This is a genomic window from Micromonospora sp. WMMD967 (assembly GCF_029626165.1).
Lineage (GTDB): Bacteria > Actinomycetota > Actinomycetes > Mycobacteriales > Micromonosporaceae > Micromonospora > Micromonospora taraxaci.
Map to the genome: position 1 here is coordinate 6822934 of NZ_JARUBK010000001.1, position 25472 is coordinate 6848405.

The 25472-nt window shown below is 72.0% G+C and carries 27 protein-coding genes; 11 read left to right on the top strand and 16 right to left on the bottom strand.

Going from position 1 to position 25472, the window contains the following annotated elements; translation table 11 throughout:
• Positions 1-108 precede the first annotated feature (108 nt).
• Genes O7631_RS30655 through O7631_RS30670 form a run of 4 tightly spaced genes read right to left on the bottom strand, consistent with a single transcriptional unit; the run spans position 109 to position 4764 of the window.
• Positions 109-960 (bottom strand): cytochrome c biogenesis protein CcdA, encoded by an 852-nt coding sequence (locus O7631_RS30655; protein WP_278147435.1) that lies wholly within the window; start codon positions 958-960, stop codon positions 109-111.
• The gene (locus tag O7631_RS30660; protein ID WP_278147436.1) at positions 957-1619 is read right to left on the bottom strand and encodes a thioredoxin-like domain-containing protein; all 663 of its coding nucleotides are present in this window, start codon (positions 1617-1619) and stop codon (positions 957-959) included. Before O7631_RS30660 ends, O7631_RS30655 begins: the two co-directional genes overlap by 4 nt.
• A 50-nt stretch (positions 1620-1669) precedes the next feature.
• A complete protein-coding gene (locus O7631_RS30665) occupies positions 1670-3133 on the bottom strand; it encodes an NADH-quinone oxidoreductase subunit NuoF family protein (RefSeq protein ID WP_278147437.1) in 1464 nt (487 codons plus the stop codon).
• The gene (locus O7631_RS30670; protein WP_278147438.1) at positions 3133-4764 is read right to left on the bottom strand and encodes a ferric reductase-like transmembrane domain-containing protein; all 1632 of its coding nucleotides are present in this window, start codon (positions 4762-4764) and stop codon (positions 3133-3135) included. The genes O7631_RS30665 and O7631_RS30670 overlap by 1 nt, the downstream gene beginning before the upstream one ends.
• A gap of 273 nt (positions 4765-5037) precedes the next feature.
• Between O7631_RS30670 and O7631_RS30675 the strand changes: the two genes are divergently transcribed.
• Together O7631_RS30675 and O7631_RS30680 are read left to right on the top strand one after the other, a co-directional pair.
• Positions 5038-6477: an alpha-amylase family protein gene (locus O7631_RS30675; protein ID WP_278147439.1), complete on the top strand. Its 1440-nt coding sequence runs from the start codon at positions 5038-5040 to the stop codon at positions 6475-6477.
• 74 nt (positions 6478-6551) lie between these two features.
• Positions 6552-7460 carry a L,D-transpeptidase gene (locus O7631_RS30680; RefSeq protein ID WP_278147440.1) on the top strand — a complete coding sequence of 303 codons (909 nt, stop codon included), beginning with the start codon at positions 6552-6554 and terminating at the stop codon, positions 7458-7460.
• A 25-nt stretch (positions 7461-7485) separates the two neighbouring features.
• On the opposite strand, the gene O7631_RS30685 is transcribed toward O7631_RS30680, so the two are convergent.
• The 4 genes from O7631_RS30685 to O7631_RS30700 are packed head-to-tail and all read right to left on the bottom strand — an operon-like array spanning position 7486 to position 10973.
• Entirely contained in the window at positions 7486-8118 is a 633-nt protein-coding gene (locus O7631_RS30685) for a response regulator transcription factor (RefSeq protein ID WP_278147441.1), read from the bottom strand.
• Positions 8115-9245, bottom strand: coding sequence for a histidine kinase (locus O7631_RS30690; protein ID WP_278147442.1), 1131 nt, complete (start codon positions 9243-9245; stop codon positions 8115-8117). The genes O7631_RS30685 and O7631_RS30690 overlap by 4 nt, the downstream gene beginning before the upstream one ends.
• 26 nt (positions 9246-9271) lie before the next feature.
• The gene (locus tag O7631_RS30695; RefSeq protein ID WP_278147443.1) at positions 9272-10072 is read right to left on the bottom strand and encodes an ABC transporter permease; all 801 of its coding nucleotides are present in this window, start codon (positions 10070-10072) and stop codon (positions 9272-9274) included.
• Between the two features lies 1 nt (position 10073).
• The gene (locus O7631_RS30700) at positions 10074-10973 is read right to left on the bottom strand and encodes an ABC transporter ATP-binding protein (protein ID WP_278147444.1); all 900 of its coding nucleotides are present in this window, start codon (positions 10971-10973) and stop codon (positions 10074-10076) included.
• A 169-nt stretch (positions 10974-11142) separates the two neighbouring features.
• Between O7631_RS30700 and O7631_RS30705 the strand changes: the two genes are divergently transcribed.
• Complete coding sequence (locus O7631_RS30705; RefSeq protein ID WP_278147445.1) at positions 11143-11997, top strand: alpha/beta fold hydrolase; 855 nt, start codon at positions 11143-11145, stop codon at positions 11995-11997.
• A 203-nt stretch (positions 11998-12200) separates the two neighbouring features.
• The gene (locus tag O7631_RS30710; protein ID WP_278147446.1) at positions 12201-13331 is read left to right on the top strand and encodes a site-2 protease family protein; all 1131 of its coding nucleotides are present in this window, start codon (positions 12201-12203) and stop codon (positions 13329-13331) included.
• A 125-nt stretch (positions 13332-13456) separates the two neighbouring features.
• Here the strand turns inward: O7631_RS30710 and O7631_RS30715 are convergent, their stop codons facing one another.
• Positions 13457-14725 (bottom strand): FAD-binding protein, encoded by a 1269-nt coding sequence (locus O7631_RS30715; RefSeq protein ID WP_278147447.1) that lies wholly within the window; start codon positions 14723-14725, stop codon positions 13457-13459.
• The gene (locus O7631_RS30720; RefSeq protein WP_278147448.1) at positions 14722-15405 is read right to left on the bottom strand and encodes a hypothetical protein; all 684 of its coding nucleotides are present in this window, start codon (positions 15403-15405) and stop codon (positions 14722-14724) included. The genes O7631_RS30715 and O7631_RS30720 overlap by 4 nt, the downstream gene beginning before the upstream one ends.
• Before the next feature lie 189 nt (positions 15406-15594).
• Here O7631_RS30720 and O7631_RS30725 point away from each other — a divergent pair, with 189 nt between their 5' ends.
• Entirely contained in the window at positions 15595-16014 is a 420-nt protein-coding gene (locus O7631_RS30725) for a hypothetical protein (RefSeq protein WP_278147449.1), read from the top strand.
• Positions 16015-16021: 7 nt separating this feature from the next.
• On the opposite strand, the gene O7631_RS30730 is transcribed toward O7631_RS30725, so the two are convergent.
• Positions 16022-16951, bottom strand: a complete 930-nt coding sequence (locus O7631_RS30730) for an LLM class F420-dependent oxidoreductase (RefSeq protein ID WP_347403530.1) — start codon at positions 16949-16951, stop codon at positions 16022-16024.
• A gap of 98 nt (positions 16952-17049) precedes the next feature.
• On the opposite strand from O7631_RS30730, the gene O7631_RS30735 reads away from it, so the two are divergent.
• Together O7631_RS30735 and O7631_RS30740 are read left to right on the top strand one after the other, a co-directional pair.
• Complete coding sequence (locus O7631_RS30735) at positions 17050-17361, top strand: metalloregulator ArsR/SmtB family transcription factor (protein ID WP_278147451.1); 312 nt, start codon at positions 17050-17052, stop codon at positions 17359-17361.
• Positions 17362-17892: an SRPBCC family protein gene (locus tag O7631_RS30740; RefSeq protein ID WP_278147452.1), complete on the top strand. Its 531-nt coding sequence runs from the start codon at positions 17362-17364 to the stop codon at positions 17890-17892.
• A gap of 48 nt (positions 17893-17940) precedes the next feature.
• On the opposite strand, the gene O7631_RS30745 is transcribed toward O7631_RS30740, so the two are convergent.
• From O7631_RS30745 to O7631_RS30755, 3 genes are all read right to left on the bottom strand, one after another.
• A complete protein-coding gene (locus tag O7631_RS30745) occupies positions 17941-18984 on the bottom strand; it encodes a hypothetical protein (RefSeq protein ID WP_278147453.1) in 1044 nt (347 codons plus the stop codon).
• Positions 18984-19253 (bottom strand): hypothetical protein, encoded by a 270-nt coding sequence (locus O7631_RS30750; RefSeq protein WP_088988188.1) that lies wholly within the window; start codon positions 19251-19253, stop codon positions 18984-18986. Before O7631_RS30750 ends, O7631_RS30745 begins: the two co-directional genes overlap by 1 nt.
• Before the next feature lie 459 nt (positions 19254-19712).
• Positions 19713-20240 carry a Uma2 family endonuclease gene (locus O7631_RS30755; RefSeq protein WP_278147454.1) on the bottom strand — a complete coding sequence of 176 codons (528 nt, stop codon included), beginning with the start codon at positions 20238-20240 and terminating at the stop codon, positions 19713-19715.
• A 135-nt stretch (positions 20241-20375) separates the two neighbouring features.
• On the opposite strand from O7631_RS30755, the gene O7631_RS30760 reads away from it, so the two are divergent.
• Together O7631_RS30760 and O7631_RS30765 are read left to right on the top strand one after the other, a co-directional pair.
• Positions 20376-20855 (top strand): hypothetical protein, encoded by a 480-nt coding sequence (locus O7631_RS30760; RefSeq protein ID WP_278147455.1) that lies wholly within the window; start codon positions 20376-20378, stop codon positions 20853-20855.
• 65 nt (positions 20856-20920) lie between these two features.
• Entirely contained in the window at positions 20921-22123 is a 1203-nt protein-coding gene (locus tag O7631_RS30765; protein ID WP_278147456.1) for an MFS transporter, read from the top strand.
• Between the two features lie 5 nt (positions 22124-22128).
• Here the strand turns inward: O7631_RS30765 and O7631_RS30770 are convergent, their stop codons facing one another.
• Positions 22129-22722 carry an HD domain-containing protein gene (locus O7631_RS30770; protein WP_278147457.1) on the bottom strand — a complete coding sequence of 198 codons (594 nt, stop codon included), beginning with the start codon at positions 22720-22722 and terminating at the stop codon, positions 22129-22131.
• Between the two features lie 50 nt (positions 22723-22772).
• Between O7631_RS30770 and O7631_RS30775 the strand changes: the two genes are divergently transcribed.
• Both O7631_RS30775 and O7631_RS30780 read left to right on the top strand, forming a co-directional pair.
• Positions 22773-23714, top strand: a complete 942-nt coding sequence (locus tag O7631_RS30775; protein WP_278147458.1) for an RNA polymerase sigma-70 factor — start codon at positions 22773-22775, stop codon at positions 23712-23714.
• A gap of 82 nt (positions 23715-23796) precedes the next feature.
• Positions 23797-24984 (top strand): FAD-dependent oxidoreductase, encoded by a 1188-nt coding sequence (locus tag O7631_RS30780; RefSeq protein ID WP_278147459.1) that lies wholly within the window; start codon positions 23797-23799, stop codon positions 24982-24984.
• Positions 24985-25057: 73 nt separating this feature from the next.
• On the opposite strand, the gene O7631_RS30785 is transcribed toward O7631_RS30780, so the two are convergent.
• Positions 25058-25195 carry a hypothetical protein gene (locus O7631_RS30785; RefSeq protein WP_278147460.1) on the bottom strand — a complete coding sequence of 46 codons (138 nt, stop codon included), beginning with the start codon at positions 25193-25195 and terminating at the stop codon, positions 25058-25060.
• Positions 25196-25472: the final 277 nt, after the last annotated feature.

The window sequence follows — 25472 nt, forward strand, 5'->3', positions numbered from 1 at the left end:
CCGATGATCGTTTCCCGATGTCAAGACTCGCGTTACCTCAGATCCCTACTGCGCCCTCATGGTTGATCATGAGTTATCGCCCTTCACCTCGGGGCGATAACTTCATGATCAACGAGGGCTGGGGTCGGAGCGGTGGGTGCGCCTCTTCAGCAGGAGCGCGGTTACGAGGAGGACGGCCAGGGCGGCCAGGAGCACCACCGGGCCGGCCCGATCCACGGTGTCGGCCAGGGCTCGCTGGACCTGGGCGGCCGTTCGGATGACCGGGTCGTGCAGGGCGTCGCGGCGACCGGCGGCCAGCCGCAGCTCGTACCAGCCGTACCAGGCGACGTAACCACCCGTCACCAGCAGCATCAGACCGCTGAGGCGGGGCACCAGCGCGCCGGCGACGCGCAGCCGGGCCACCAGTCCGTCACGCAGCAGCGCCACCCCGAGCGCGGCGACCGCGACCACCAGACCCATCCCGAGGGCGTACGCCCCGAACAGCGCCAGCCCACGACCGGTCGAGCCGGCCTGGAGGCTGGTCACCACGATCGCCAGGAACGGGGCGATGGCGCAGCCGAGCGACGCCAACGCGTACGCCGCGCCGAACAGGACCATCGACGGCCAGGAACGGGTCAGCCGGGGCGCTCGCGCCGACCAGCCGGGGCTGGGCAGTCGCCGTCCGGCGAGCAGCCAACAACCGGCCAGCACCAGCAGCACCCCGAGCGTCACCGTCAGCCACGGCAGGCGGGGCCGCAGCCAGCCGGCCAGCGGCGCGAGCGCCAGGCCGAACGCGCCGAAGACCAACACGTACCCCACTGTCAGCCCGGCCGCCGCGGTGAGCGCGCGGCCGACCGCGCCGCGGGTGTCCGACGCTCCGGCCACCAACAGCGAGAGGTACGCGGGCAGCAACGCGAAGCCGCACGGGTTGACCGCGCCGAGCATGCCGGCGGTCAGCGCGAGCAGCAGCGTGGCGGTCACGCCCCGGCCAGGGCGGCGACGCGGGCGCTGAGCGCCTCACCGTCCAGGAATCCCCGGTGGACCACGGCGCCGGTCCGGTCGATGATCACGAAGATGCTCTGTTCGGTGACCTTGAACCGCTTCCAGAGCGCGCCCTTGCGGTCGTCGACCTGGGTCGTCCCGGCCAGCTCGAACTCGGTGACGAAGTCCTTCATGGCCCGCTGCTCGCCCAGCCCGGCGACGCCGACGATCGGCACCGTGTCCCGGTACTTCGGCGCGATCTCGGCCACCGTCCACGCCTGACTGGCACAGGTGGCGCACCACGGCGCCCAGAACCACAGCACCACCGGCTTGCCGGCGAACCGCGCCGCGTCGAACGCGTCGCCGGTGAGGGTGGTCCCGGTGAAGCGCAGAACGTCCGGGACCTGCGCCGGAGCGGCGGGTGGTCCGCCGCTCGGCGTGGCCGGCGTCCCGGTCGGTGTGCCTGGTGTGACCGGCGAACCGGCCGAGGCCGGAGGCGAGCCGGCGGCGGCGGGCCCACCCGGCGCGGTGCCGGTACAGGCGGCGACGCCGAACAGCGCCGTGACGAGCGCGCCGGCGGTGACGGCGCGGCGCAGCTGCCCGACCCCTGCCCGGCGACGCACACGCCCGACCGTTCCCCACGCCATGCCGATCCGCATCCGCTTCTCCGTTCTCGTCCGCAAGGGACCTTCCGGTGCCGGCGGCTGCCCTACTCGGCCTTGGCCAGGCGCAGAGCCAGCTCCGGACACACCTTGACCGCCTTCAGCGCGCCCTCCCGCAACCAGGTCGGCACGGGGGTGGCCGGGAAGGCCGGGAATCCGTTCGCGTCCAGCCGGATGAAGTCCGGAACGACGTGCGCGCACAGGCCGTGCCCGTCACAGCGTGACCAGTCCAGGGTGAGCTTCTGCGGGTTCGCGTCCGGCGCGCCCGGCAGCCCCATCACGCCCTTGACCCGTCGGCCACAGCCGTCGCCGGTGCTGTGCAGCCGCAGATCCTCGGCGAAGACCTCGATCGCGGAGAGCGCGAACCGGGCGGTGCCGTCCGGGTGGCTGCACGCGCCCCGGCCCCTCACCTCACCCGCGGCGGCCCGCACCACGTCCGCCGGTTGGCTGCCGGCCACGGCCAGGTCCACCGCGCGGGCGAGGTCCGGCAGGCCCATCTTGCAGGGTCCGCACTGACCGGCGGACTCCCCGGCCAGGTAACGCACCACCTGCGCGGCCTCACCGAGCGGGCAGGTGTCGACCCCGACCGGGACGATGATGCCCGCGCCGAGGGTGCCGCCGACCGCGGCCAGACCCTTGCGGGACACCTCGGCCTTCTCCGCCGCCTCCGGGGTGATCCACTTGCCGTGGTAGCCGCCCATCAGGATGCCCTGCACGTCCGGGACCTCGCACAGGTCGAGGACGTCACGCAGCGGCATGCCGGCAGTGCACTCCACCACGGCCGGTCGACCGGCCGCGCCGGTCACGGTGAGCAGCACGGTGCCCGGCTCGTCGTCGGTGCCGAGCGCCGCGTACTCGTACGGGCCCAATCGGGCGCCGACAGCGAGTTGGGCGTACGTCTCGGCGTTGGACAGCAGGGTGGGCAGGCCGCTGACCCCGGAGTCGCTGGAGCGCTTCTTGGTGCCGGGCGGAATGTGCGGCAGCCCGTTGATTCCGTTGACGAGCGCACCGCCCTCACCGGAGATGAAGCGGTGCGGCACCGTGACGATCGTCGTCATCACCGGCATCCGGCGCTCTTCGAGGGCCTCCATCAGGGAGTCCTTGCCGACCCCGTCGTCGGCCACGCCGATGACGATCTCGTCGGCGGCCAGCGCGTACGCGGCCAGCGCAGCGCCGTCCAGGATCAGGTGCGGTGCGCGGGTCAGCAGCACCTTGTCCTTCCAACTGGCCGGCTCACCTTCGGTGGCGTTGACCACCACGACGGCGGCGAGGTCCTGCCGTTCGCAGGACTCCAGCACCGCGCGCATCTTGCGGGCGAACGGGAAGCCGGCACCGCCCTTGCCCTTGAGCTGCATGCCTTCGGCGAGCCGGAGCAGTTGCGCCGGCTCCATCGGCCCGATCGGCCCGTGCACCTCCTCGTGTGCCGCCAGGTCGAGTCGTCCGTACTCGGCGAAGCCCGCGGTCAGCCGCGGCTCGCCCACGCAGGCGACCGGTGGCACAGCCGTCCGCATCACTTGGCCTCACCCCGCAGTCCAGCCCAGTACGCCCCGTCCACCGCGTCGGCGCTGGCCTTGCGGCGCTTGGCGGAGCGACCCTCGCCGGCGGCCCGCTTGGCGCGGCGCGAGGCCAGGTCGACAAGGGTCGGCGTGTCGTCGACCGGCGGTGCCTCGTCCGGCACGTACCGGGCCGGCGGACGCCAGTAGTCCGGCTCCTCCGGCAGGTCGTCCTCCGCGCTGTGCCGGCCGCTGCCGCTGCGCGGCGTCGCCGAGATCGGGCTGCTGGAGATCGGTTCGGCGGAGACCGGGCCGGCGGAGATCGGCTCGGCGGCCTGCCACCGGCGCGGGCTGTCCCACGGCTCCTCGGGCTCGGCCGTCGGCAGCGGCGGGGCGGAGTACCTGCTGTCCTCGTCCTCGCGGCGGGATCGGCGGCGGGGCCGCTCGACGTCCGATTCCTCGGCGCGTCGCCGGCCGGTCGGCACCTCCTCGTCCCGGGTACGCGAGCCGCGCCGCCGGGCCACCGGCTCCAACTCCTCCTCGTCGCGTCGGCGGGTGCCGGTCTCCTCCACGCTGCGACGGGTCGACCGGCGGGTGGTGGGCTCCGCCTCGTCGCGCCGGCTGCGGGACGACCGTTCGGTGTCGCGGCGGGCGGCTGGTTCCTCTTCGCGTCGACGTCGGCTGGGCCGGGTGGGCTCCACGAGGGAGCCGGGCTCGGGCACCACCGGGACGGTGAACCGTTCGGGGTCACGCCGCGCGGCCGGCGCGGCCCAGGTGGCGGTGGTGGTGTCCGCCCAGGCGGGACGCTTGTCGGCGGGCTTGCTGCGGCGCCCCAACCCGGCGAGCAGCGTCCGGGCGGTCTTCGCCTCCTCGGCCCGGCCAACCATCACCGCGTTGCGCACCGCCGCCTGGTGCTGTTCGCGGCTGCGCCGACCGATGCTGACCGAGAGCCGCACCATCAGGGCCAGCACGACGAGCAGGATGCAACCCAGGTAGCTGAACATCACCCAGGGCGCCGCGGCCCGACCGGCGTTGAGGCCGTGCAGCACGGCGAAGGGCCAGGCCAGGTACGCGACGGAGTGCAGGGCGCGCCACAGCCACTTCGGACCGACGTCGGCGAAGCGGGCCCGGATGATTCCGGTCCAGATCACGCTGACCATGAGCAGGGCGGCCACCGTGCCGAGGCCGATGTAGAGCCCTCCGCCGCCGACGAACGGCACCAGCGCGTCGGTCGCCGCCGCCCGGCCTGTGGCGATCTTGGTGAGAACGTGGAAGCCGAGCCCGGCCACGCCGAGCACGCCGGTGGCGCGGTGCGCCGACTGCATCAGCACCCGGTGCGGGATGCGCAGCACCAGCCGGTCGGTGGCGAGCAGACCGAGCATCACGGTCAGGCTCAACGCCACCAGGGAGATCACCCCGGCGAAGAACTCGGTGAAGAAGAAGCCGTACGCGTACGCCTTCTGTCCGGCGCCGGTCAGCATGATCGCCGCCCAGAGCGCGGCGAGCGCCGACGCGATCAGCATGCCGACCGCCGGCCGCGAGGGGGTTCGCACCCCCCGACTGCTGGCGCTGGTCCGGACGGTCGCCGCCTTCTTGTCCTGCTGTGCCCGGGCCATCTGCTCCTCGATCGTCTCGCGGCGGCGTACCACCGGCCGACCCCTGCTCCCCCATCCAGTACGGACTGGCGGGGCGCGCGGATCACCCGCTGCGGAAAATTTCTGAGTCGGGATCGAACCGAGTGGTGCCACCGTGCGTTGCGGCCCTCCATCGGCCGGCCATGAACAACGACGATCATCCATGCATAGACAACGCCCGCAACAGGCTTGTAACCTTTCAGCAAATTTCAGTGATGCCTGCAAGATTCGAGCAGGCCGGCGCTTCCACACCCCACCACCCCCACCCCGCGCTCGTCAGGAGTCCCCATGCACCGACGTCGACGCCTCTCGGCGGTCCTCGCCCTCGGCCTGGTCGCCACGCTGCTGTCCCCCGCCACCGCGCCCCCGGCCGCCGCCGCCCCCTCCGGCGCCAAGAAGGTCATCGTCCAGCTCTTCGAGTGGAACTGGCCCTCGGTGGCCGCCGAGTGTCAGAGCACCCTCGGTCCGAAGGGCTACGGCTTCGTCCAGGTGTCACCCCCGCAGGAACACGTGCGGGGCAACCAGTGGTGGCTGGCGTACCAGCCGGTCAGCTACCGGATCGAGTCCCGCAAGGGCACCCGGGCCCAGTTCCAGGCCATGGTGAACACCTGCCACGCGGCCGGGGTGAAGGTGATCGTCGACGCGGTGATCAACCACATGTCCGGTCAGGCCAACGGGGGCACGGGCTGGGCCGGTTCGTCCTACTCGCACTACGACTACCCGGGCATCTACCAGACCCAGGACTTCCACCACTGTGGGCGCAACAACGGCGACGACATCGTCAACTACAACGACCGGTACGAGGTGCAGAACTGCGAGTTGGTCAACCTCTCGGACCTGAAGACCGAGTCCGACTACGTCCGTACGAAGATCGCCGCGTACCTCAACGACCTGCTCTCACTCGGCGTGGACGGCTTCCGGCTGGACGCCAGCAAGCACATGCCGGCCGCCGACATCGCCGCGATCAGGGGCAAGCTCTCCCGCTCGGCGTACGTCGTGCAGGAGGTCATCTACGGCGCGGGCGAGCCGGTCCAGCCGACCGAGTACACCGGCAACGGCGATGTGCACGAGTTCCGCTACGGCAAGGACCTGGCCCGGGTGTTCCGCTCGGAGCGCTTGGCCTACCTGCGCAACTTCGGCGAGGGGTGGGGGCACCTGCCCACCGGATCGGCTTCGGTGTTCGTCGACAACCACGACACCCAGCGCGACGCGGGCGGGGTGCTGACCTACTCCGACCGGGGCATCTACGCGCTGGCGAACGCGTTCATGCTGGCCTGGCCGTACGGGTCGCCGACAGTGATGTCCAGCTACACCTTCAGCAGCCGGGACGTCGGCCCGCCCTCGGACGGGAACAACAAGACCCTCAACACCACCTGCTACTCCGGCTGGGAGTGTGAACACCGCTGGCCGGTGATCGCCAACATGGTGGGCTTCCGCAATGCCACCGAGGGCGCCGGCGTGGCCAACTGGTACGACAACGGCAACAACCACATCGCGTTCAGCCGCAGCGGCAAGGGCTTCGTCACCATCAACGACGAGGATTCCGCCGTCAACGGACGGTCCTACTTCTCGGGGCTGCCCGCCGGGCGATACTGCGACGTCATCCACGGCACGTACGCCGGCGGCACGTGCAGCGGACCGGTGATCACGGTGGACGGCAACGGCTGGTTCGCGGCGAACGTACCGGCACACGACGCGGTAGCCATCCACATCGGCGCCCGCCTCTGACCACCCCCCTCGTAATCGATATTTGTGCAGGAAGGACGCCTTCTCGGTAGACCTTTGTCCGATACAGTCGTTTGGTGTCGTTTGACGGAAAGACTCAGTACCGTCGTCGTGGCGTCTGGGTGACCGCCGCCATCGCCGTCCCCGTGCTGCTGGTGACAGCGCTGCTGGTCGGGCAGGCCCTCACTCCGGACCCGACGGCCCCCGAACGGGTCGTCGCGAAAGCCGACCCGACGCCGAGCAGTGTGGAGCAGAACGCGGAGGAGTCGATCCCACCGGCAGCGCCCGCCCCGGCGGGGCTGCCGGTGGTCGACTACGACCCCGCCCCGGGCGGGTTCCCCGCCGACCCGGCCACCATGGACACCACGCCGTTGACCGAGGGCGCGCACCCGACGAGGAAGATCGCCGCCTACGACGCCCCCGGCGGTCGTCCGCGAGCCTTCCTCGAACCGACGATCCGGGGCGTCGAGCTGACCATGCCGATCGCCGACCGGCATGCCGGCTGGACGGCAGTCCTGCTGCCCTCGGCCAACCGGCGACTCGCCTGGCTGCCCCCCGGCGGCTTCGAGACCGTGCCGCTGCGCGACCAGATCGTGGTGGAACGCAAGGTGCACCGGCTCACCTGGTACCGGGCCGGCAAGGCGGTGCGCTCCTGGGAGGTCAGCCTCGGCCAGTCCGGGCAGGACACCCCACTCGGGCGGACCTTCATCCTGGGCCGCACCCCACCGCCGGAGTCGGTCTACGGCGGGGTGGACATCTACGCGCTCGGGTCGGTGCCCGACGACCCGGAGTCGGTGCCGGCCGGGCTGCGCGGCGCGCACATCGGGGTGCACACCTGGCACAACGACGACGAGTTGGGCGAGAACGTCACCAACGGCTGCATCCGGCTGACCCGCTCCGGTCAACGGGAGCTGCTCGCCGAGGTCCGCCCCGGCAGCAGCGTGGTGGTGGTCGACCAGTTGCCCGCCCCACCGCCGACCGCCTGAGCGCCGGCACGCGCAGACCTGCCGTTCAGTCGCCGAGCAGCCAACCGTTCTGCTCGGCGACCCGGATCGCGTCGGCACGGTTACGCGCGCCGGTCTTACCGATCGCCGCCGAGAGATGGTTGCGTACCGTCCCCTCCGACAGGTGCAGCGCCCCGGCCAGGTCGGCGACCGTGCCACCGCCCCGGGCCGTCCGCAGCACCTCGGCCTCCCGTTCGGTCAACGGGCTGACCCCGGTGGCGAGGGTCTCCGCCGCCAGCGTCGGGTCGACGACCCGCAGGCCGGCGTGCACCCGGCGGACCGCGTCGGCGAGCTGTCGGGCCGGGGTGTCCTTGACCACGAAGCCACTCGCGCCGGCCTCCATCGCCCGACGCAGGTAGCCGGGCCGGCCGAAGGTGGTCACCACCAGCACCCGGCAGGTCGGCATCGCGGCCCGCAACGCGGTGGTGGCCGCGATCCCGTCCAGGCCGGGCATCTCCACGTCCAGCAGGGCCACGTCGGGGACGCTGCGCAGGGCCTCGGGCACCACCTCGTCGCCCCGGCCTACCTCGGCCACCACCGTCAGGTCCGGCTCCAACGAGAGCAGCGCTGCCAACGCGCCCCGGACCAGCGCCTGGTCGTCGGCCAGCAGCAACCGGATCGGCGCCGACCCGCCGCTCACCGGGCCTCCCCCGGCGCGTGCACCCGCAGCAGGAAGCCGTCGCCGCCCGGTCGACGGCCGACGGTCACCGCCGCGTCCAGCCGCCCCGCCCGTTCCCGCAGACCGACGAGACCGGAGCCGGTGGCGTCGGGAGTGGACGGGCCACGCCCGTCGTCACTCACCTCGACCCGGTCCGCGTACACCCGGACCGTGCAGCACCGCGCCCCGCTGTGCCGGACCACGTTCGTCACCCCTTCCCGCACCGCCCAACCGAACAACCGGTCCCACTCCTTCGGCAGCTCCGGCACCTCGGCCGGCAGATCCGCCGCGATGCCCGCCGCAGCCAGCGCGGAGCGGGCGCCGGCCAGCTCCGCGGCGAGGGTGACGTCGCGGTACGCCCCGGCGGTCTGCCGCACGTCCGCGAGCGCCGCCCGGGCCAGCGCCTCCACCTCGGCGATCTCGACGGCGGCCCGGGCGGTGTCCATCTCGATCAGCCGGCCGGCCAGCTCTGCCTTGATCGCCACCACGGTCAGCGAGTGCCCGAGGATGTCGTGCAGGTCCCGTGCCGCGCGGGCCCGTTCCTCGGCGATGGCGAGCCGGGCGATCTCCTGCTGGGCGGCCTGGAGCTGGCTGTTGCGCTGGGCCAACTGGGCCACCCCGAACATGGCGAACGAGGCGAGCAGCACCGCGAAGACGATGCCGCTCTCCGCCTCCCATCCGGGCACCAGCCACGAGGTCAGCACGGGGGTCACGGCGCAGACCACCACCACCGCCAACGCCTCCCACGGCGGCAACAGGAACACCGCCGCCGCCGCCACGTAGACCAGGGTGGCCAGCCAGTCCCCGTCGGTGCCCGGGATGCTGGCCAGGCCCACCGCGAGCAGCAGTGCCAACCCGACCCGCGCCCGGCCCGCCGGGACCGGCGCCAGCGACTGGCGCAGCCCTCGGGCCCACTGGAACAGCAGCACGTAACCGACGCTGAAGACGACCAGCGCCGCCACGCCGAGGATCCGCCGCCACAGCTCCGGCTGGTGCAACGCCGTGGCGAGCGGCACGTTGAGGAAGAACAACCACACGGCGGCCAACAGCCAGCCGGTGAACCGCCAGTGGCGGCTCACCGGCCGGGGCTGCCCGGTCGCGACGTCCATCGGGTTCACGCTATCCGTCGCTGTGGTCAGACCCGCGCGGTGTCCCGGCGGAACAGCCGGGTCGCGCCGACGCCGAAGACCAGCGCCCAGACCACCAGGTTGGCCACCGCCGCCATGCTCACCCCGTCGCCGGTCAGCGGGGCGCGGGCCAGCACCCCCACGCCGTACACGGGGGTGAACGTCGCGACGTGCTGAAGCACCTCCGGCAGCACCTCGACCGGCACGAACAGGCCACCGAACATGGCCAGCACGGCCAGGATCGGGCCGATGAACTGCATGACGTTCTCGGCCGGCGCCAGGTAGCCGACGAACAGGCCGAACGCGGCGAAGACCAGCGAGCCGATCCAGGCGGCGAGCCCGGACAGCAGCCAGACGTACGCCGGGATCCGGACGCCCGCCGCCGCACCCACCAGGAACTCGACGACGACAGCGAGCAGGCCGAGGGCCATCGCGGTGGCCAGCTTGGTGGCCACGTACGCGCTCGGGCGCAGCGGGGTGAGCCGCAGCTGACGGCTCCAGCCCAGCGCCCGTTCGGTGGCCACCGCGCCACCGGCGCTGGTGGTCGCCACCATTGCCGCGTACACGGCGAGGCTGATCATGATGTACGCCGTCACCGGGCGACCGTTGTCCAGGTGCTGCCCGCCCTGCGGCAGACCGAAGATGAGGAAGAAGACCGCCGGCATGATCAGCGTGAACGCGAGGGTACGGCGGTTACGCAGCACCCGGCGCAACTCGATGCGCAGGACGCCCGGGGAGAACCCGCCCAGGGCGGGCAGCCGACGGTCCGGCTCGGCGGTGCGGTTCGGGGTGGCCGACACTGTGGTCATCTCAGGCTCCGGTCTGCGCGGTGGTCAGGGCGAGGAAGGCGTCCTCGAGATTGCGGGAGGTGATCTCCACGTCCCGGGCGGCGGTCCGGGTGAGCAGGTGCCGGGCGACGGCGTCCGAGTCGCCGGTGCGCACCAGCACACTGTCGCCGCGTACCTCCACGGCGTCCACGTCGGGCAGCGCGGCGAGCGCGGCCTGGTCGGCGCCGGGCAGGGTCGCCCGCACCGTCCGACCGGCGGCCAGGTTCTTGATCTCCGCGGTGGTGCCGTCGGCGACGACGCGCCCCTGCCGGACCAGCACGATCCGGTCGGCGTACGCGTCCGCCTCGTCCAGGTAGTGGGTGGCGAAGATGACGGTCCGTCCGGCCCGGGCGTCGCGGCGCAGCGCCTGCCAGAAGTCCCGGCGCCCCTCGACGTCCATACCGGTGGTCGGCTCGTCGAGCACCATCAGGTCCGGGTCGGGCAGCAGGGCCAACGCGAAGCGCAGCCGCTGCTGCTGGCCGCCGGAGCAGCGCCCCACCACCCGCCCCGCGATGTCGGCGATGCCGGCCCGCTCCAGCACCTCGGCCACCGGACGGGTGTGCCGGTAGAAGTGGGCGGTCATCTCCACCGTCTCGCCCACGGTGAGGTCCTTGAGCAACCCTCCGGTCTGGAGGACGGCGGCGACCCGGCCCTGGGCCACCGCATTGTCCGGGGTGCCCCCGAGGAGGCGGACGGTGCCCGCGTCCGGGCGGGCCAACCCGAGCAGCATGTCGATGGTGGTGGTCTTGCCCGCGCCGTTCGGGCCGAGGAAGGCCACCACCTCGCCGGGCTGAACCCGCAGGCTCAACCCGTCGACAGCGGTGACCGTGCCGAAGGACTTGGTGAGGCCGTCCAACTCGACAGCCGGATGCGTACTGGTCATGTCAATCATGCTCCGGCGGCGCGTACCCCGATGCCTGGAGCGGCCGTCACGTCCCGGCCGTGACATTTGTCAGGGGCCGCCGCGGGGCGGAGTCGACACGCCGGTGCAGGCATTCCGGGCACGACAGCGGGTAACCGCCGGGCCGGAACCGCCACACCGGGAGGACGCGATGGGTGCCACGCCGCAGGGCCAGGTCGACACGGTCGTGCTCATTCACGGGCTCTGGATGACGTCGCGCAGCTGGGAGGGGTGGGTCGAGCGGTACACCACGCGCGGCATGCACGTCATCGCCCCCGCCTGGCCCGGAATGGACCGGTCCGTGGAGCAGCTGCGCGACGACCCCGGCCCGATCGCCGAGCAGAGCATGGCCACCATCGTCGCGCATTACGACAAGATCATCCGGGCACTGCCCCGGCCGCCGATCATCATGGGCCACTCGTTCGGCGGCCTGTTCGCCCAGGTCCTCGCCGACCGGGGTCTCGGCGCGGCGGTGGTGGGGGTGCACCCGGCGGCGGTGAAGGGTGTGCTCAAGGTGCCGCTGAGCCAGCTGCGCTCCGGCTTCCCGATCCTCCGCAGCCCCGCCAACCGGGGCAAGGCCGTCCCGTTCACCCCGGACGACTTCGCCTACACGTTCGGCAACGCCATGAGCCGCGAGGACTCCGACCGGGCCTGGCAGCGCTACGCCGTCCCCGGTGCCGGTCGGGTGTTCTTCGAAGGCGCCTTCGCCAACGTCGACCCGCGCTCACCCGCCCGGGTCGACGTCGGGCGCAACGACCGGCCTCCGCTGCTGCTGATGGCCGGCGACAACGACCACGTGGTGCCCGCGTCGGTGGTCCGCGCCAACGCCGGGCTCTACCAGAAATCCCGGGCCCTGACCGCGTACCAGGAGTTTCCCGGCCGAACACACTTCACAGTGGGGCAGGACGGCTGGGAGAAGATCGCCGACTACGCGCTGGACTGGGCGGTGCGCGCGGCAGCCCTACCCCGCGAGGCGACCATCGCCAGCGAAACGCCCCGCCGCTGAACAGCCGAGTCCCGGCCCTGGCCCCGGCCCCGGCCCCGGCCCCGGCCCCGGCCCCGGCCCCCATGATCATGTGCTGAAAAATAGCTGTCAGAGGCGTTCCTGACCTATTTTTCATCACATGATCACCAGAGACCACGCCTGCTGACCAACGGTTGCGCCTGACTCGCCGGCATGTCGGGGACCGGCGGGGGTATCCCGGCGGGATGAGGGCGAGTTTCCGGATCGGCCGTGTCGCGGGAGTGCCGGTCGGCGTCAACTGGAGCGTTCTGGTCATCTTCGCGCTTATCGCGTGGGGGTTGGCCGCCAACCAGTTCCCGCGTTCGTACCCGGACCGCTCGCCCGTGGCGTACACCCTCGCCGGCCTGGCGGCGGCGGTGGTCTTCTTCGTCGGTCTGCTCGCTCACGAGGTGTCGCACGCGGTGGTGGCGAAGCGCAACGGGCTGACCGTCAACGGCATCACGCTGTGGCTGTTCGGCGGGGTGGCCGAGTTGCGGGGCGAGCCACGCGACCCGGGCGCGGAGCTGCGGATCGCCGGCGTCGGCCCGCTGGTCAGCCTCGTGATCGGAGCGTTCTTCGGTGCCGTGGCCGCGCTGCTCGCGCTGGCCGGGCAGGGTGGGTTGCTGCTCGGGGCGGTGGCGTGGTTGGCCGGCATCAACGTGCTGCTGGCCGTCTTCAACGTGCTGCCCGCCGCGCCCCTGGACGGCGGTCGGTTGCTCCGTGCCGCGGTGTGGAAGGCCACCGGTGACCGGACCAGGGCGTCGGTGGTCGCCGCCCGGGCGGGCTGGGTGCTGGGTGTGCTGCTGATCGGCCTCGGGTTGTGGCAGTTCCTGTCCGGGGTCGGTTTCGGCGGGCTGTGGCTGGCCCTGATCGGTTGGTTCCTGATCGGCGCGGCGGGTGCGGAGGAGCGGCAGGCCCGCACGGGAAGCGCGCTACGCGGCATCCGGGTAGGCGACGTGATGACCCCGCAGCCGCAGACCGTCTCGGCGGAGGTGACGGTGGCCGACTTCGTCGACCACTACCTCTTCGCGTACCGGCATTCGGCGTTGCCGCTGACCGAGGACGGCCGACCCACCGGTCTGGTGACCGTCGACCGGGTACGGGGCGTGCCGTCCGACCGGCGGGCGTCGACCACCCTCGCGGAGGTGGCCTGCCGGGCCGACGACCTGGTGCTCGCCCGACCGGGTGAACAGCTCAACGACCTGCTCCCCCGGCTCAGCGAGTGCGCCGACGGCAGGGCCCTGGTGGTCGGTGACGACGGTCGCCTGACCGGCATCGTCTCCCCCAGCGACATCGCCCGCGCCGTCCAACGCAACACCCTCGCCGGCGCCCGCTGACGGCCCCTCTCATTCTCTCGTCGATCATGGAGTTGTGGTGGGGACGAAACTTCTCCTAAGCTCCCAGAACGGGCACCACAACTCCATGATCGACGGGGCAGAGCGGCGCGCGGGGCGGGGCGGGGTTAGCGGGGGAAGTAGTGGTTCAGGAGGTCGGTCTGGAACTTGTTCTTGGGGTCCAGGTCGGACAGCAGGGTGGTGAAGTCCGCGTAACGGGGGTAGCGGACGGCCAGCTCCGCAGGGTCGGTGACGAAGACCTTGCCCCAGTGCGGGCGCGGCGCGAACGGCGCCAGACGCTCCTCCACGGCGGCCACCACCGGTAGTACGGCGGCGGTGTCGTCGATCCAGGTGAAGTGCACGACGAAGCTGTCCCGCCGGTGGTTCGGGCTGAGCCACAGCTCGTCGGCCGCGACCGTACGCAGCTCGCACACCAGCAGCACCGGGGCGATCAGGTGCGCCACGTCGTCCAGGGCGGCGAGCGCGTCGGCCGCGGCGGTACGGGGCACGTGGTATTCCGACTGCAACTCGTCACCGCTGCTCGGGGTGAACCCGAGCTTGAAGTGCGGCAGCCGCTCGTGCCACGGGCCGGGCTCGCCGAGTTGCGGGGTGCAGTTCTCCGGCGGCATTCCGAGCACCGGGTGTCGCGGCTGGTCGGCGGCGGTGGTGCCGAGCCAGTCCGCCGGGGGCGGCGGTTGGTCGGCTGCCTGCTTGCGCCACACCTCGCGCAGTCGCGGCGTACGCCAGTCGGTGAAGACACTCACGCTGTACGCCGAGCCGAGCGCATCGTCCAGCGCCTCTCGGTCGAGGTCGAGCCGCACGTACTGGCGCAGCTCGAAGGCCGGCACCACGTCCAGGGTCACCCGGGTGACCAGGCCGAGCGCGCCGAGCCCGACGACCATGCCGGCGAACCTGTCGGTGTCGCGGTCGACAGGCAGCAGGTCGCCGTCGGCGGTGACCAACTCCAGGGCGGCGACCGCGCTGGCCAGGTTGCCGTGGGTCTGACCGGAGCCGTGGGTGGCGGTGGCCACCGCGCCGGCGACCGAGATGTGCGGCAGCGAGGCGAGGTTCGCCAACGCGTACCCCTGGGTGTGCAGCTGTCGCGCGAGGTCGCCGTAGCGCATGGCGCCGCTCACGGTCACCTGCCCGCGCTCGTGGTCCACCTCGACGGTCTGCGGCAGCCCGGCGAGGCTGACCAGGTCACCGTCGGTGTCGCCGAAGCGGTTGAACGAGTGCCCGCTGCCCACCGCGCGGAGCCGGGTGCTGCCGGCGACCAGTCGGCGCAGTTCGTCGGTGGAGGTCGGTCGGTGGAACGCCCGGGCGGCGTACCGCACGTTGCCGGCCCAGTTGCGGCGCGGCACCTCGGGAGCTGCGGCCTGCGGTCCCTGCTCGGTCATGTGGCGGTCTCCCGATCGGTGGGCTGGTGGTCGGCCAACGCGGTGACGAGGGCGTCCAGAACCGTATCCGTCTGGGACGTGCTGTAACCACGTTGGGCGATCGGCAGACCGGCGGCGGTGGCGCGTTCGATCTCCCCCCGGGCCGCCTGCCGGGCGGACGTGTCCCCGGACATCAGGGCGTCCTGCCCGCGTCGGATCAACCGGTCGACCCGGCCCATCTGGTAGCCGCGCAACCCGACCGTGAGATCCGGGGTGGCGAAGGCGTCGCGACGCAGCGCGAGCAGGTCGACGAAGCGGTCCCCGGCGTGGCGGGCGAGAGCGGCGGACACCTGCTCGGGCTGCTCGCGGACCTGGTCGAGGACGAGCAGCTCGATGGCCGGACGGCCGTCGACCGGGTGCCGGGCGGTGACCAGCTCACGCGGCACACCCTGCACAGGAACCAGCACCAGTCGCGGCGGTACCGCGTAGCCGTCGCGACGGGGCGGCTCGTCGAGGACGAGCGTGTCGACCTCGTCCCACCGGATCTCCCGGCGCAGGCCGGGCCGCCGGATGCTGAGCCCCTCCGCGTGGATCCCGAACCGGAACGGCCGCACCGCGCTGACCAGCGCGACAGCGCCCAGCCCGATCGCACCCACCGCGATGACCGTCCGGAGAAGGTGGCCGTCGCTGGGATAGACCAACAGAAGCACCCCACCGAGTACGCACACCATGGCGAGCGCACGGCCCCCCCGATTCCGGCGCAATTCCACGCTCGGACCCCCGTTCCATGACCGTGGCGTCGGTCCCGACATCTTCCGCCAGACCGGGCACCAGGGACACCGGTCGATCGGGCACGGTTGTTCTCGTCGCCGTCGGGGAACCCTACGCCCATGAGCAGCTACCGCGATCCGGCCGCACGAGGTGACGTCTTCCCCTCCGAGGAGGAGCTGGACCCGACCGGCACGGGCATCGAGCAGGCCAGCGCGCCGCCGGCCGGGTTGCCGAGCCACCCGGCGCCCACCCCCGGTCCCCGACCCACACCGGCACCCGCGCCGGCGCCGACGCCGGTGCCGGCACCCGGGCCGCCGCCCCGCGCGCCCGGTGCCCAGTCGATCGTGACCCGCCACCTGGACGGTTCGGTGGAGGTGGTCACCGACCTCGACGGCGACGGCGTCGCCGACGTCGTCCAGATCGACGTGGACGGCGACGGCATCCCGGACATCACCTATGTGGACAGTGACCGGGACGGGCGCCTGGACACCGTGCTGGGCGACCCGAACGCGGTCGGGACGGGCACCCACCGCGCCTGACCCCGCGTCAGAGTTTCGCCATCACCTCGCTGGCGACCAGTTCCAGGTGCTCCAGGTCGCCGAGGTCCAGCACCTGGAGGTAGATCCGCTCGCTGCCGATCTCCGCGTACCGGCCGATGGTGTCCAGGACCTCGGCGGGGGTTCCGGCCAGACCGTTGGCCCGCAGCTCGTCGGGCTCGCGACCGATCGCGGCGGCCCGGCGGGCCACCTCGGCGTCGTCGCGCCCGCAGCAGAGCACCAGGGCGTTGGACCAGACCATCTCGTCCGGGTTCCGGCCGATCTCGGCGCAGGCCGCGCGAACCCTGTCGAACTGGGCTGCCGTGTCCGGCACCGAGGCGAACGGCAGGTTGAACTCGTCGGCGTAGCGGGCGGCCAACCGAGGGGTGCGCTTCGGGCCCATGCCGCCGAGCAGGATCGGTGGGCGCGGCTGCTGCACCGGCTTCGGCAACGCGGGCGAGCCACTGACCGGGTAGTACCGGCCAGGGTGGTCGAACCGCTCACCGACCGGCGTGGACCAGAGACCGGTGATGACCGCGAGCTGCTCCTCCAACCGGTCGAACCGCTCGGCCAACGGCGGGAACGGGATGCCGTACGCGGTGTGCTCCTCGGCGTACCAGCCGGTGCCGATGCCCAACTCCACCCGACCGCCGCTCATCTGGTCGACCTGCGCCACGGTGATCGCCAGTGGGCCGGGCAGCCGGAAGGTCGCGGCGGTCATCAACGTGCCCAGCCGGATCCGGCTGGTGTCCCGGGCCAGCCCGGCCAGCGTGGCCCACGCGTCGGTGGGGCCGGGCTCACCGGACCCGTCGCCCATCCTGAGGTAGTGGTCGGACCGGAAGAACGCGCCGTAGCCGGCGTCCTCGGCGCAGCGGGCGACGGCGAGCAGCTGGTCGTAGCTGGCGCCCTGCTGGGGCTCGGTGAAGATCCGCAGTTCCATGATCCGAGCATAGGGAGCGAACTGTTGGTGCCGCGTTGGGACGGGAACCCCGCCCATATACTTTGACGCGCATATGGCTGGTGAGGCATATTAGAAGGGTGTCCACCGACGCCTTCACCATCCTCGCCGAGCCCACCCGGCGCCGGATCCTCGATCAGCTTCGCGACGCCGAACGCAGCGTCGGCGAGCTGGTCGAAAACCTGGGGGCCAGCCAGCCGGCCGTCTCCAAACACCTGCGGGTGCTCCGTGACGCCGGCTTCGTCACCTGCCGGACGGCCGCCCGACAGCGGATCTACCGCCTCGATCCCGGCCCACTGCGGGCCGTCGACGGCTGGCTGGACCCGTACCGCCGGCTCTGGGCCCGACACCTGGACGCCCTGGAAAAGCACCTCGACAGTCAGGAGCAGTGAATGGACCGCGACGCGTTCCGCCCGAGCCCACCCGCCGAGGTACGCACCGAGCCGACCGGCGACGGCGCGACCCTGGTCTTCGTCCGCGACCTGCGACATCCGCCCACCACCGTCTGGGCGGCACTGACCAACCCGACCCAGCTCGCGCAGTGGGCGCCGTTCCTCGCCGACCGCGACCTCGGCAGTACCGGCGCCGCCGTGCTCACCCTCGTCGACGGCGAGGCCACCCAGGAGGACCCGACGACGGTACGCCGGGCCGAACCGCCACACCTGCTGGAGTACACCTGGGGCGACGACCTGCTGCGCTGGGAGCTGAGCCCGTTGGGCGACGGCACCCGGCTCACCCTGCGACACACAGTCGCCGACCAGGGCATGCTGCCGATGGTCGCGGCCGGCTGGCACCTCTGCCTCGACGTCGCCGACCGTCTGCTCGACGGTGACCCGATCGGCCCGATCCGTGGCGCGGAGGCCAAGGACTTCGGTTGGTCCGAGCTACGCGACGCGTACGCCGAACGGCTCGGTGAGGGCTGACCGGCGTCGCCCCGGCGACCCCGGCAACCCGGAGCCGCCGGGGACCGGTCAGACGTACGGCCGCTTGGCGTACGCCTCGCGCAGCGCCGTCAATCCGGTGGCCTTGGGGACCAGCGTGCCCCAGCCCGAGTTGAAGTAGTTGGTGCGCACGATCCGTGGCCCGCGCTCGGCGTTGAGCTGGGCGATCGCCGCCGGCACGGTGGCGATCCAGGCGGCCTGGTTGGGGATCTCGGCCACCCGCACCCCCCACTCCGCGATGATCACGGGCCGGGACAGCGCCACCGGGCCGAGATCGGCCACCGCCCAGTCCTTGGTGCGACGGAACCGGGCCAGCGCGGTGTGGCTGGCGTCGGTGCCGTACGCGTTCCACTGGAGGAAGTCGAGGCGGGCCATCAGCGACTCCGGGTGGGTGCGCTGGAAGCAGGCCCGGTCGAAACCACCCAGCCCCACGGAGAACGTGGTGTTGGCGGGCAGCGACCGCGCCTTGAACCAGGTGATGATGTAGTTGATCGCCTGTACCGCCCGGGCGTCCGACTCGGCCCAGGTGTACGCCTTGCCGCCCTCGGTGGTGCCGAACTCGTGATCGGTGTCCAACTCGGAGGCGAGCTGGATGTTCACCCCGAAGCCGAGCGTCCGGTACTGCGACAGGGCACGGGCGAACAACCCGTCGCACTGCCCCTTGATCACCTGTTCGTAGCCGTACGCCTTCGGGAAGGTCGTGCCGGGTCGCTGCTGAATGGTCATCGACGGCGCCGGGACCGTGTAGCTGACACCGTCCACGGTGAAGCTCTGCGGCCCCTGGTTGGGCGCGCCGTAGTGCTTCAACTCCAGGACCATGTTCATCTGCACACCGGCCTTGCCCAGGTTGACCAGCCAGGGCCGGTTGTAGCCGGGGAAGGTGAAGCCGTCGGCGAAGCTGCGGTACTGGGTGAGCGACCGGAAGTTGCCGCCGGCCATGTCGGCGGTCGGGTCCGCGCCCCCGGACAGGTAGTAGCCCCCGAGTACGGGTTGCTGTTGGGCCAGGCTGTAGTCGACGCCGGCCGTCGCGGTGTTCCCACCGGCGTCGCGGACCTGGACGGTGACCCGGGGCATCACGCCACCGACCGATACACGGCCACGGAGCCGTTGTCGGAGACGCGGGTCCAGGTACGTCCGGAGTTGTCGGTGACGGTCACGGTGAGCGGGTCGATGACCGCGGTGACCTTGACCGGCGCGCTGCTGTTGCCCTGCGCGTCGGTGACCACGATGGTGACGGTCAGCGGCTTGGTGTCGGCGTCCGAGTAGGTGACGGTCAGCAGCATCTGGTCGCCCGGCGCGAAGACGGTGGCGTTCAGGGCTGCGGTTGCGGTGGGAGCGGCCATGTCGGGCCCTTTCTGGCTCGGTCGCCAGGTTTCGGCGCGCGGTCGAGCGACGCCGGACCCGGCGGGGTCCACGGTGCGAAAGGCCGGCGGGGCACGGGGACGGCAGGCACGACCGGTGGGAGGCGTCGCCTGACTACCGGCGGTGCTGACGTCCCTGTCCCGGTGGGCGGAGGCACCGCTGCGGGCGCCCGCAGGGGTGTCAGTGGCAGCCCGGGCCCGTCGTGCACGTGACCGGCACGGCATCTGTGCCGTGACCGCCTCGGCGTCGAGGCCGGGCTGGGTGAGGGCGGCGCCGGTACGGGACGATGGTGTCCCGCCGGGGCCGGAGGATCAGGATGTGGCCCGCCACCCGTCTACCTCCACCTGCTCCAAGGGTGCTCTACCAGGGGCTTTACCGTCTTGTCCGGTTTGTGACAAGGCCACCGGCAGGACCCGCGTCGAGTGCCCCGGTGCGGGCGCTCAGTCGAGGTGATCGGCGGGGACGGTCTGGAGCAGCCAGGCCAGTGGCATCCGCGCTTGCGCCTCGTAAGCGCCACTCCCGCTCAGCCGGTGCAGGGTGACGGTCTGCGCGCTGTCCCGATCGACGACCCAGTACTGCGGAATCCCCGCCGAGGCGTACTCGCGGACCTTGGTCACCGAGTCCATCGCCTCCGAGCCCGGCGAGACGATCTCCACGACGAGCACGATGTCGGCGACAGCGGCCCAGACACTGCGGATCGGCGGCTTACGCCAGACGCTCAGGTCGGGAATGCGCCCGCCGTCACCGTCCGGACCGGAAATGCGGACGCCGGCCGCCTGGAGCACCTGCTCGGCGGGCCAGCCAGCCATGATCAGCCAGGCGAAGAGGCGACTGGCGATCATGGTGTGTTCCGAATCGGACGGGGGCGTGACCGACAGGACCCCCTCGGGGCTGGTCTCGTAGCGGTGACCATTCGAATCGGCAGCGTTCATCGCCGCCACGTCGTCGAGCGTCACAACAGCGGGCATGTGTATGCCGACACCCTCCGCGCTCACAGGCCTCACCCTAGGCGACCTCCGGCGCTGATCAGCGCACCCGATGGGCGCACGGCGGCTGTCGTCCGACGCCGTGGAGCCAGCACGGTGTCAATGTAACGTTGACACGTGGCATCGGAGCTGGCCCGCCTGGCGAACGTTCGGATCGCTCGCGCCCGTCTGGACGAGGAGGAGCTGGACCTCATCGACCGGGCGCGCCACGAGGGCGCGACGTGGGGGCAGATCGCCGCAGCCCTGGGCCTCGGCAGTCGCCAGGCCGCCGAACAGCGTCGACAGCGCCTGGTGACCGCTCGGCGGGCCCGACGTCAGCAACACGACCTCCACGTCTCACCGCAGATCGTGGCACTGCGCAACGCCGTGGCGGACCTGGGCAGGTGGATCGCCGCGGATCGCCGCTGGGACGCACGGTTCGGCCGGGCGGCGCTCGTCCGGCGCACTGTGGAGGCAGCCCTGGACGCCACTCCCGGCGCACTGTACGAACTTGCCCGGCATCTCGCCACGGACCTCGCCGAAGCGGGCGAACCGCTGCCGCCACCGGCTCGATCCGCCGCGGCGAAGATCCATACCGCTCTGTCAAGCAAAAATTGACAGTGTTGCCTGGACCGCACTCAAGAACCAGGATGTGAGTCGTCCCGACTCAACCTGGAGGGCCGATGCGGCGCAACCCCGGACTGTTCGTGGGGATCTCGTTGTTGTCCGGCTTCGGCAGCAGCGCCATGTCTCTGGTGGCCGGCATCTGGATCCTCGACCTCACCGGCTCGACGAGCCTCGCGGCCCTCGCCGGGCTCTGCGTGTACGCCCCGGTGCTCGCCGGCCCGTGGCTGGGCGGTCTGCTCGACCGGGCGCCCCGACGGCCGCTGGTCATCGCCGTCAACCTTTTGCTGGCCGCCGCCCTGCTGACGCTCCTCACGGTACGAGGGCCGGAACAGACCTGGCTGATCTTCACCGTCTCCTGCGTCTACGGCATCAGCTACGTGCTGATCGACGCGGGTGAGACGGCGCTGCTGCCGTCCGCTCTGTCGACGACGGAGCTCGGCGACGTCAACGGGTGGCGTTCCAGCGCGCAGGAGGGCATGAAGCTCGTCGCTCCCCTGGTCGGCGCGGGCCTCTACGCCTGGCGCGGCGGTCACGCCGTCGTCGTCCTCAGCGCGGTCATGCCCGTCCTGGTCGCGCTCCTGTACGCGGTGCTCCGCCTGCACCGGACACCTCCCGGCGGGCCCGCGCGGCACGGTGGCGGCCCGCGTACCGGACTGGTGGTCCTGTTCGGACAGCGGGCAACGCGTCTGCCTATCGTGCTCGCGGCCGTCTCGATCGCCATGTCCGGCTTCACGACCGCGGCGATCTACGCGATGGTCGTCACGGAACTGCGCCTAGCGGCGACATTCCTGGGGGTGCTGGCCAGCGCCCAGGGGGCCGGCTCCATCGCCGGTGGACTGTTCGTCGGTCGGATCATCGCCCGGCTCGGACCGGTCGCCGTCGGCGTCGCCGGGACGGTGTTGTTCGCCGTCGGTTGTCTGGCCCGCTGCCTGCCATGGTGGCCGGCCACTGTCGCCGGAGCGGTGGTCGCCGGAGTGGGCCTGCCCTGGACCCTGGTCGCGGCGGTGACCGCCGTGCAGACGCACACGCCGCCGGCTCTGCTGGGTCGGGTCTCCGCGACGGCGAACACGGCGATGTTCGGGCCGCTCGTCGCCGCGATCCCCCTCGGCTCGGCGGCCGTGCACCTCGGTGCCCGCCCGCCGCTCGTGGCCGCCGTGCTGCTCTGCCTGACAGCTGCGGTCGCCGTGTTCCACAGCTCGCTGACGCCCCGGCCGGTGCGCGGCTCGGCGGAGCGGGACCGGACCCCGGCGACCAGATGACGGGATCAGCCGCGTACCGGATGGGTGGCCTGGAAGGCGAGTCGGCGGTCCGCGTCGGCGGCGATCCGGTCGAGGATGTCGTCCAGGTCGAGGAACACCGACCAGCGTTCACGGCCGGTGGCGTCGGCCAACCGGTCCACGAGCAGCCCTTCCAGATCGGTGACCCGCTTCCCCTTCCACACCTTGTCAGCCACGCTGACCAGTAGGTCGTCGACGCCGATGCCAACCTGCTGCCACGAGGCGTGGTCCCGCGCGAAGCGGGCCAGCGACTCGGCGACACCGTGCCGCGACAGCAGCTCGAAACCGGCGGGCTCGTGGGCCGATCCGGGTCCGGACAGTTCCTCCGGGTGCCGGATCTTGCCGATGTCGTGGGTCGCCGCGCCGAAGAGCACCGCCTCGCGGTCGAACGGGAGCTGCGGGAACCGATCCGCTACCGCATCGGCGAGCTGCACTGCGACGTCGTGCACGGCCCGCAGGTGCGCGGCCAGACGCGGCGGCGCGTGCAGGGTCTCCAGCAGGGCGGCGACCTGGTCGGGCAGGGGCCGCAGTGGAGGATCTCCGGGGGCGGTGAGAGCGCGGCGTAGCGAGTCGGCGGTCACGGCGGCAAGGGTACGACCGGTCCGCCGCACCATCTGGATACTGTCTAGTCATGCCGCTGAGTCCGGACGAGGTCGAGCTGTTCGAGCGCTCCCGGGCTCGTCTGGAGGCGATCGCCTATCGCCTGCTGGGCTCGGCGAGCGACGCCGAGGACGCCGTGCAGGACACCTTCCTGCGCTGGCAGGCCGCCGATCGGGGGCACGTCGAGACGCCCGCGGCGTGGCTGACGAAGGTGCTCACCAACGTGTGCCTCAACCAGCTCACCTCGGCGCGGGCCAGGCGCGAGACCTACGTGGGCAGTTGGCTTCCCGAGCCGGTCCTCGCCGGAGACCGGATGCTCGGCCCGCTCGACACCGCCGAGCAGCGTGAATCGGTCTCGATGGCGGTGCTCACCCTGCTGGAGCGGCTCTCCCCCAACGAGCGCGCGGTGTACGTGTTGCGGGAGGCCTTCGGCTACTCGCACGCTGAGATCGCCGAGATCGTCGGCCGCACCGAGTCGAACTGCCAGCAGACCTACCGGCGGGCCAAACAGCACGTCGCCGCGGAGCGGGCCCGCACGGAGGTCGACCGCGCCACCGCCCAGAAGATCATCGCGGAGTTCCTGACGGCGGCCAACAACGGCGAGATCCAGCGGCTGGTGGAACTGCTGACCGACGACGTCCGGAGCACCGCCGACGGCGGGGGCAAGATCCCGGCCCGGTCCTCGATCACCGGTGCGATGGCGGTGGCGAAGTTCCTGCGTGGCCTTTTCAAGCCCGCCGACGTCAAGCGGGACCTGGTCGGCGGCAGTCCCACAGTGCACATCGCCGCCGCGAACGGCGCTCCGGCCGTGGTGGTGGTGATCGATGACCGGGTCATCGGCGTCATGTCCCTGGACGTGACGCCCGACGGCGTCGCGGCCATCCACAACCAGGTCAACCCCGACAAGCTTGCCCGCGCCAGCCGTCAGTGGGCCGCGGCCCCGCACCGGGAAGCCTTCTTCCGCGTCTGGTGACCCAGCTCATAGCCGACTCCTGTCAGGAAACGCGTCGCTGCCCGGTTCAGGAAGCGACCACCGCAGAGACAGGAGCGCCACCATGAGACACCGCATCGTCGTCCTGGGAGCCGGCTACAGCGGAGCCGTCGCCGCGGGACGCCTCGCCCGGCGACTGCACCCCGACGACACCGAGATCACCGTCGTCAACGCCGACGCCGACTTCGTCGAGCGGGTCCGCATGCACCAGCTCGCCACCGGGCAGGACCTCGCACACCGCCCGCTCCGCGACGTCTACGCCGGCACCGGCGTCACGGTCCGACAGGCGCGGGTGACCGCCGTCGACGTCGACAGCCGGACCGTCGCGCTGGCCGACGAGCACGGCAACGACGAGATCGCGTACGACACGCTCGTCTACGCCCTGGGCAGCACCGCCGCCGACCACGGCGTCCCCGGCGTCGCGGAGCACGCGTACGACATCGCGAGCAGGCCGGCGGCGCTGCGGTTGCGTGACCGCCTCGCCCACCTCGCGGCCGGCGGGACCGTGCTCGTCGTCGGCGGAGGCCTCACCGGCCTCGAAGCGGTCACCGAGATCGCCGAGGCCCGGCCGGACCTCGACGTCGCGCTCGCGACCCGGGGCGGCCTCGGCGACTGGCTCAACGACAAGGCGCAGCGGCACCTGCGCGGCGTCTGCGACCGGCTCGGCGTCACCGTGCACGAGCACGCCGACATCGCCCGGGTCGACGCGACCGGAGTGGTCACCGGCGACGGCCGGGAGATCCCGGCCGAGGTGACGGTCTGGACGACCGGGTTCGCCGTGCACCCGATCGCCGCCGCCACGACCCTCACCGTCGCGGCGACCGGGCAGATCATCGTCGACGAGACGATGCGGTCGGTCTCGCACCCCGACGTGTACGCCGTCGGCGACGCCGGCCTCGCCGACGGGCCGGGCGGCAAGCCGCTGCGGATGTCCTGCGCCTCGGGAGTCCCGATGGCCTGGCAGGCCGCCGACGCCATCGCCGCACGGCTGACCGGCCGGTCGAGGTTCCCGAAGGCTCCGCTGCGCTACTTCAACCAGTGCATCAGCCTCGGCCGCCACGACGGCATCATCCAGTACGTGACCGCCGACGACCGGGCCAAGCCGTCCCTCCTCACGGGGAAGCTGGCGGCCCGCTACAAGGAGTTCGTCTGCAAGGGCGCGGCCTGGGGCATCTCCCACCCCATGCTGTACCCGGTGCGCCGCCACCGCATCACCGCGAACCGGCCGGAGAGCGTCACCACCACGTCGTGAGACGCCGGCCGGGTCGTGCGGGGCGGGCCGGAGTCCCCCGAGACAACGGCCCGCCCGCATTCCCCCCGCGGTGTCAGTCGGGGTAGTCCCAACCCATCGTGGTCACGACGGGCTCCTCCGAGACACCACCGGCCTGCGCCGGCGCGGCCATCGCACCGACCGCCAGCAGGGCTCCGATCGCCACTGCGTACACGACACGACGAATTCGCATGGATTCTCTCCTCACTCGAACAGGTGGGCTGTCAGATGGACAGCGGGACGTGCTCGGGGCCCCCGTAGCAGGCGGAACTCGTCACCCGATCTCGCATGGCCGGCGCCAGAGGTGACCGGATCTCAGCGTATTGACGTCGGCTCGGCGACCGCCACCGTCGACGCCTGTTCCGAACTGACGTACACCTGTCCGGGCTGCTCACGGGCCTGTTCGGACTTGTTCGGAGGAGGAAGGTGCTCGGGCCGGCGAGTGGCGTCGCCCGGCCAGGTGGGCCAGC

Excerpts from the sequence above, each read along its gene's own strand:
- O7631_RS30660 (WP_278147436.1), bottom strand. The coding sequence starts at position 1,619 with ATGCGGATCGGCATGGCGTGGGGAACGGTCGGGCGTGTGCGTCGCCGG.
- O7631_RS30785 (WP_278147460.1), bottom strand. The coding sequence starts at position 25,195 with ATGCGAATTCGTCGTGTCGTGTACGCAGTGGCGATCGGAGCCCTGCTG.
- O7631_RS30755 (WP_278147454.1), bottom strand. The coding sequence starts at position 20,240 with ATGCCCGCTGTTGTGACGCTCGACGACGTGGCGGCGATGAACGCTGCC.
- O7631_RS30665 (WP_278147437.1), bottom strand. The coding sequence starts at position 3,133 with ATGCGGACGGCTGTGCCACCGGTCGCCTGCGTGGGCGAGCCGCGGCTG.
- O7631_RS30730 (WP_347403530.1), bottom strand. The coding sequence starts at position 16,951 with ATGGAACTGCGGATCTTCACCGAGCCCCAGCAGGGCGCCAGCTACGAC.
- O7631_RS30765 (WP_278147456.1), top strand. The coding sequence starts at position 20,921 with ATGCGGCGCAACCCCGGACTGTTCGTGGGGATCTCGTTGTTGTCCGGC.
- O7631_RS30700 (WP_278147444.1), bottom strand. The coding sequence starts at position 10,973 with ATGACCAGTACGCATCCGGCTGTCGAGTTGGACGGCCTCACCAAGTCC.
- O7631_RS30750 (WP_088988188.1), bottom strand. The coding sequence starts at position 19,253 with ATGGCCGCTCCCACCGCAACCGCAGCCCTGAACGCCACCGTCTTCGCG.
- O7631_RS30715 (WP_278147447.1), bottom strand. The coding sequence starts at position 14,725 with ATGACCGAGCAGGGACCGCAGGCCGCAGCTCCCGAGGTGCCGCGCCGC.
- O7631_RS30710 (WP_278147446.1), top strand. The coding sequence starts at position 12,201 with ATGAGGGCGAGTTTCCGGATCGGCCGTGTCGCGGGAGTGCCGGTCGGC.
- O7631_RS30745 (WP_278147453.1), bottom strand. The coding sequence starts at position 18,984 with ATGCCCCGGGTCACCGTCCAGGTCCGCGACGCCGGTGGGAACACCGCG.
- O7631_RS30725 (WP_278147449.1), top strand. The coding sequence starts at position 15,595 with ATGAGCAGCTACCGCGATCCGGCCGCACGAGGTGACGTCTTCCCCTCC.
- O7631_RS30780 (WP_278147459.1), top strand. The coding sequence starts at position 23,797 with ATGAGACACCGCATCGTCGTCCTGGGAGCCGGCTACAGCGGAGCCGTC.
- O7631_RS30775 (WP_278147458.1), top strand. The coding sequence starts at position 22,773 with ATGCCGCTGAGTCCGGACGAGGTCGAGCTGTTCGAGCGCTCCCGGGCT.
- O7631_RS30740 (WP_278147452.1), top strand. The coding sequence starts at position 17,362 with ATGGACCGCGACGCGTTCCGCCCGAGCCCACCCGCCGAGGTACGCACC.
- O7631_RS30705 (WP_278147445.1), top strand. The coding sequence starts at position 11,143 with ATGGGTGCCACGCCGCAGGGCCAGGTCGACACGGTCGTGCTCATTCAC.
- O7631_RS30675 (WP_278147439.1), top strand. The coding sequence starts at position 5,038 with ATGCACCGACGTCGACGCCTCTCGGCGGTCCTCGCCCTCGGCCTGGTC.
- O7631_RS30690 (WP_278147442.1), bottom strand. The coding sequence starts at position 9,245 with ATGGACGTCGCGACCGGGCAGCCCCGGCCGGTGAGCCGCCACTGGCGG.
- O7631_RS30695 (WP_278147443.1), bottom strand. The coding sequence starts at position 10,072 with ATGACCACAGTGTCGGCCACCCCGAACCGCACCGCCGAGCCGGACCGT.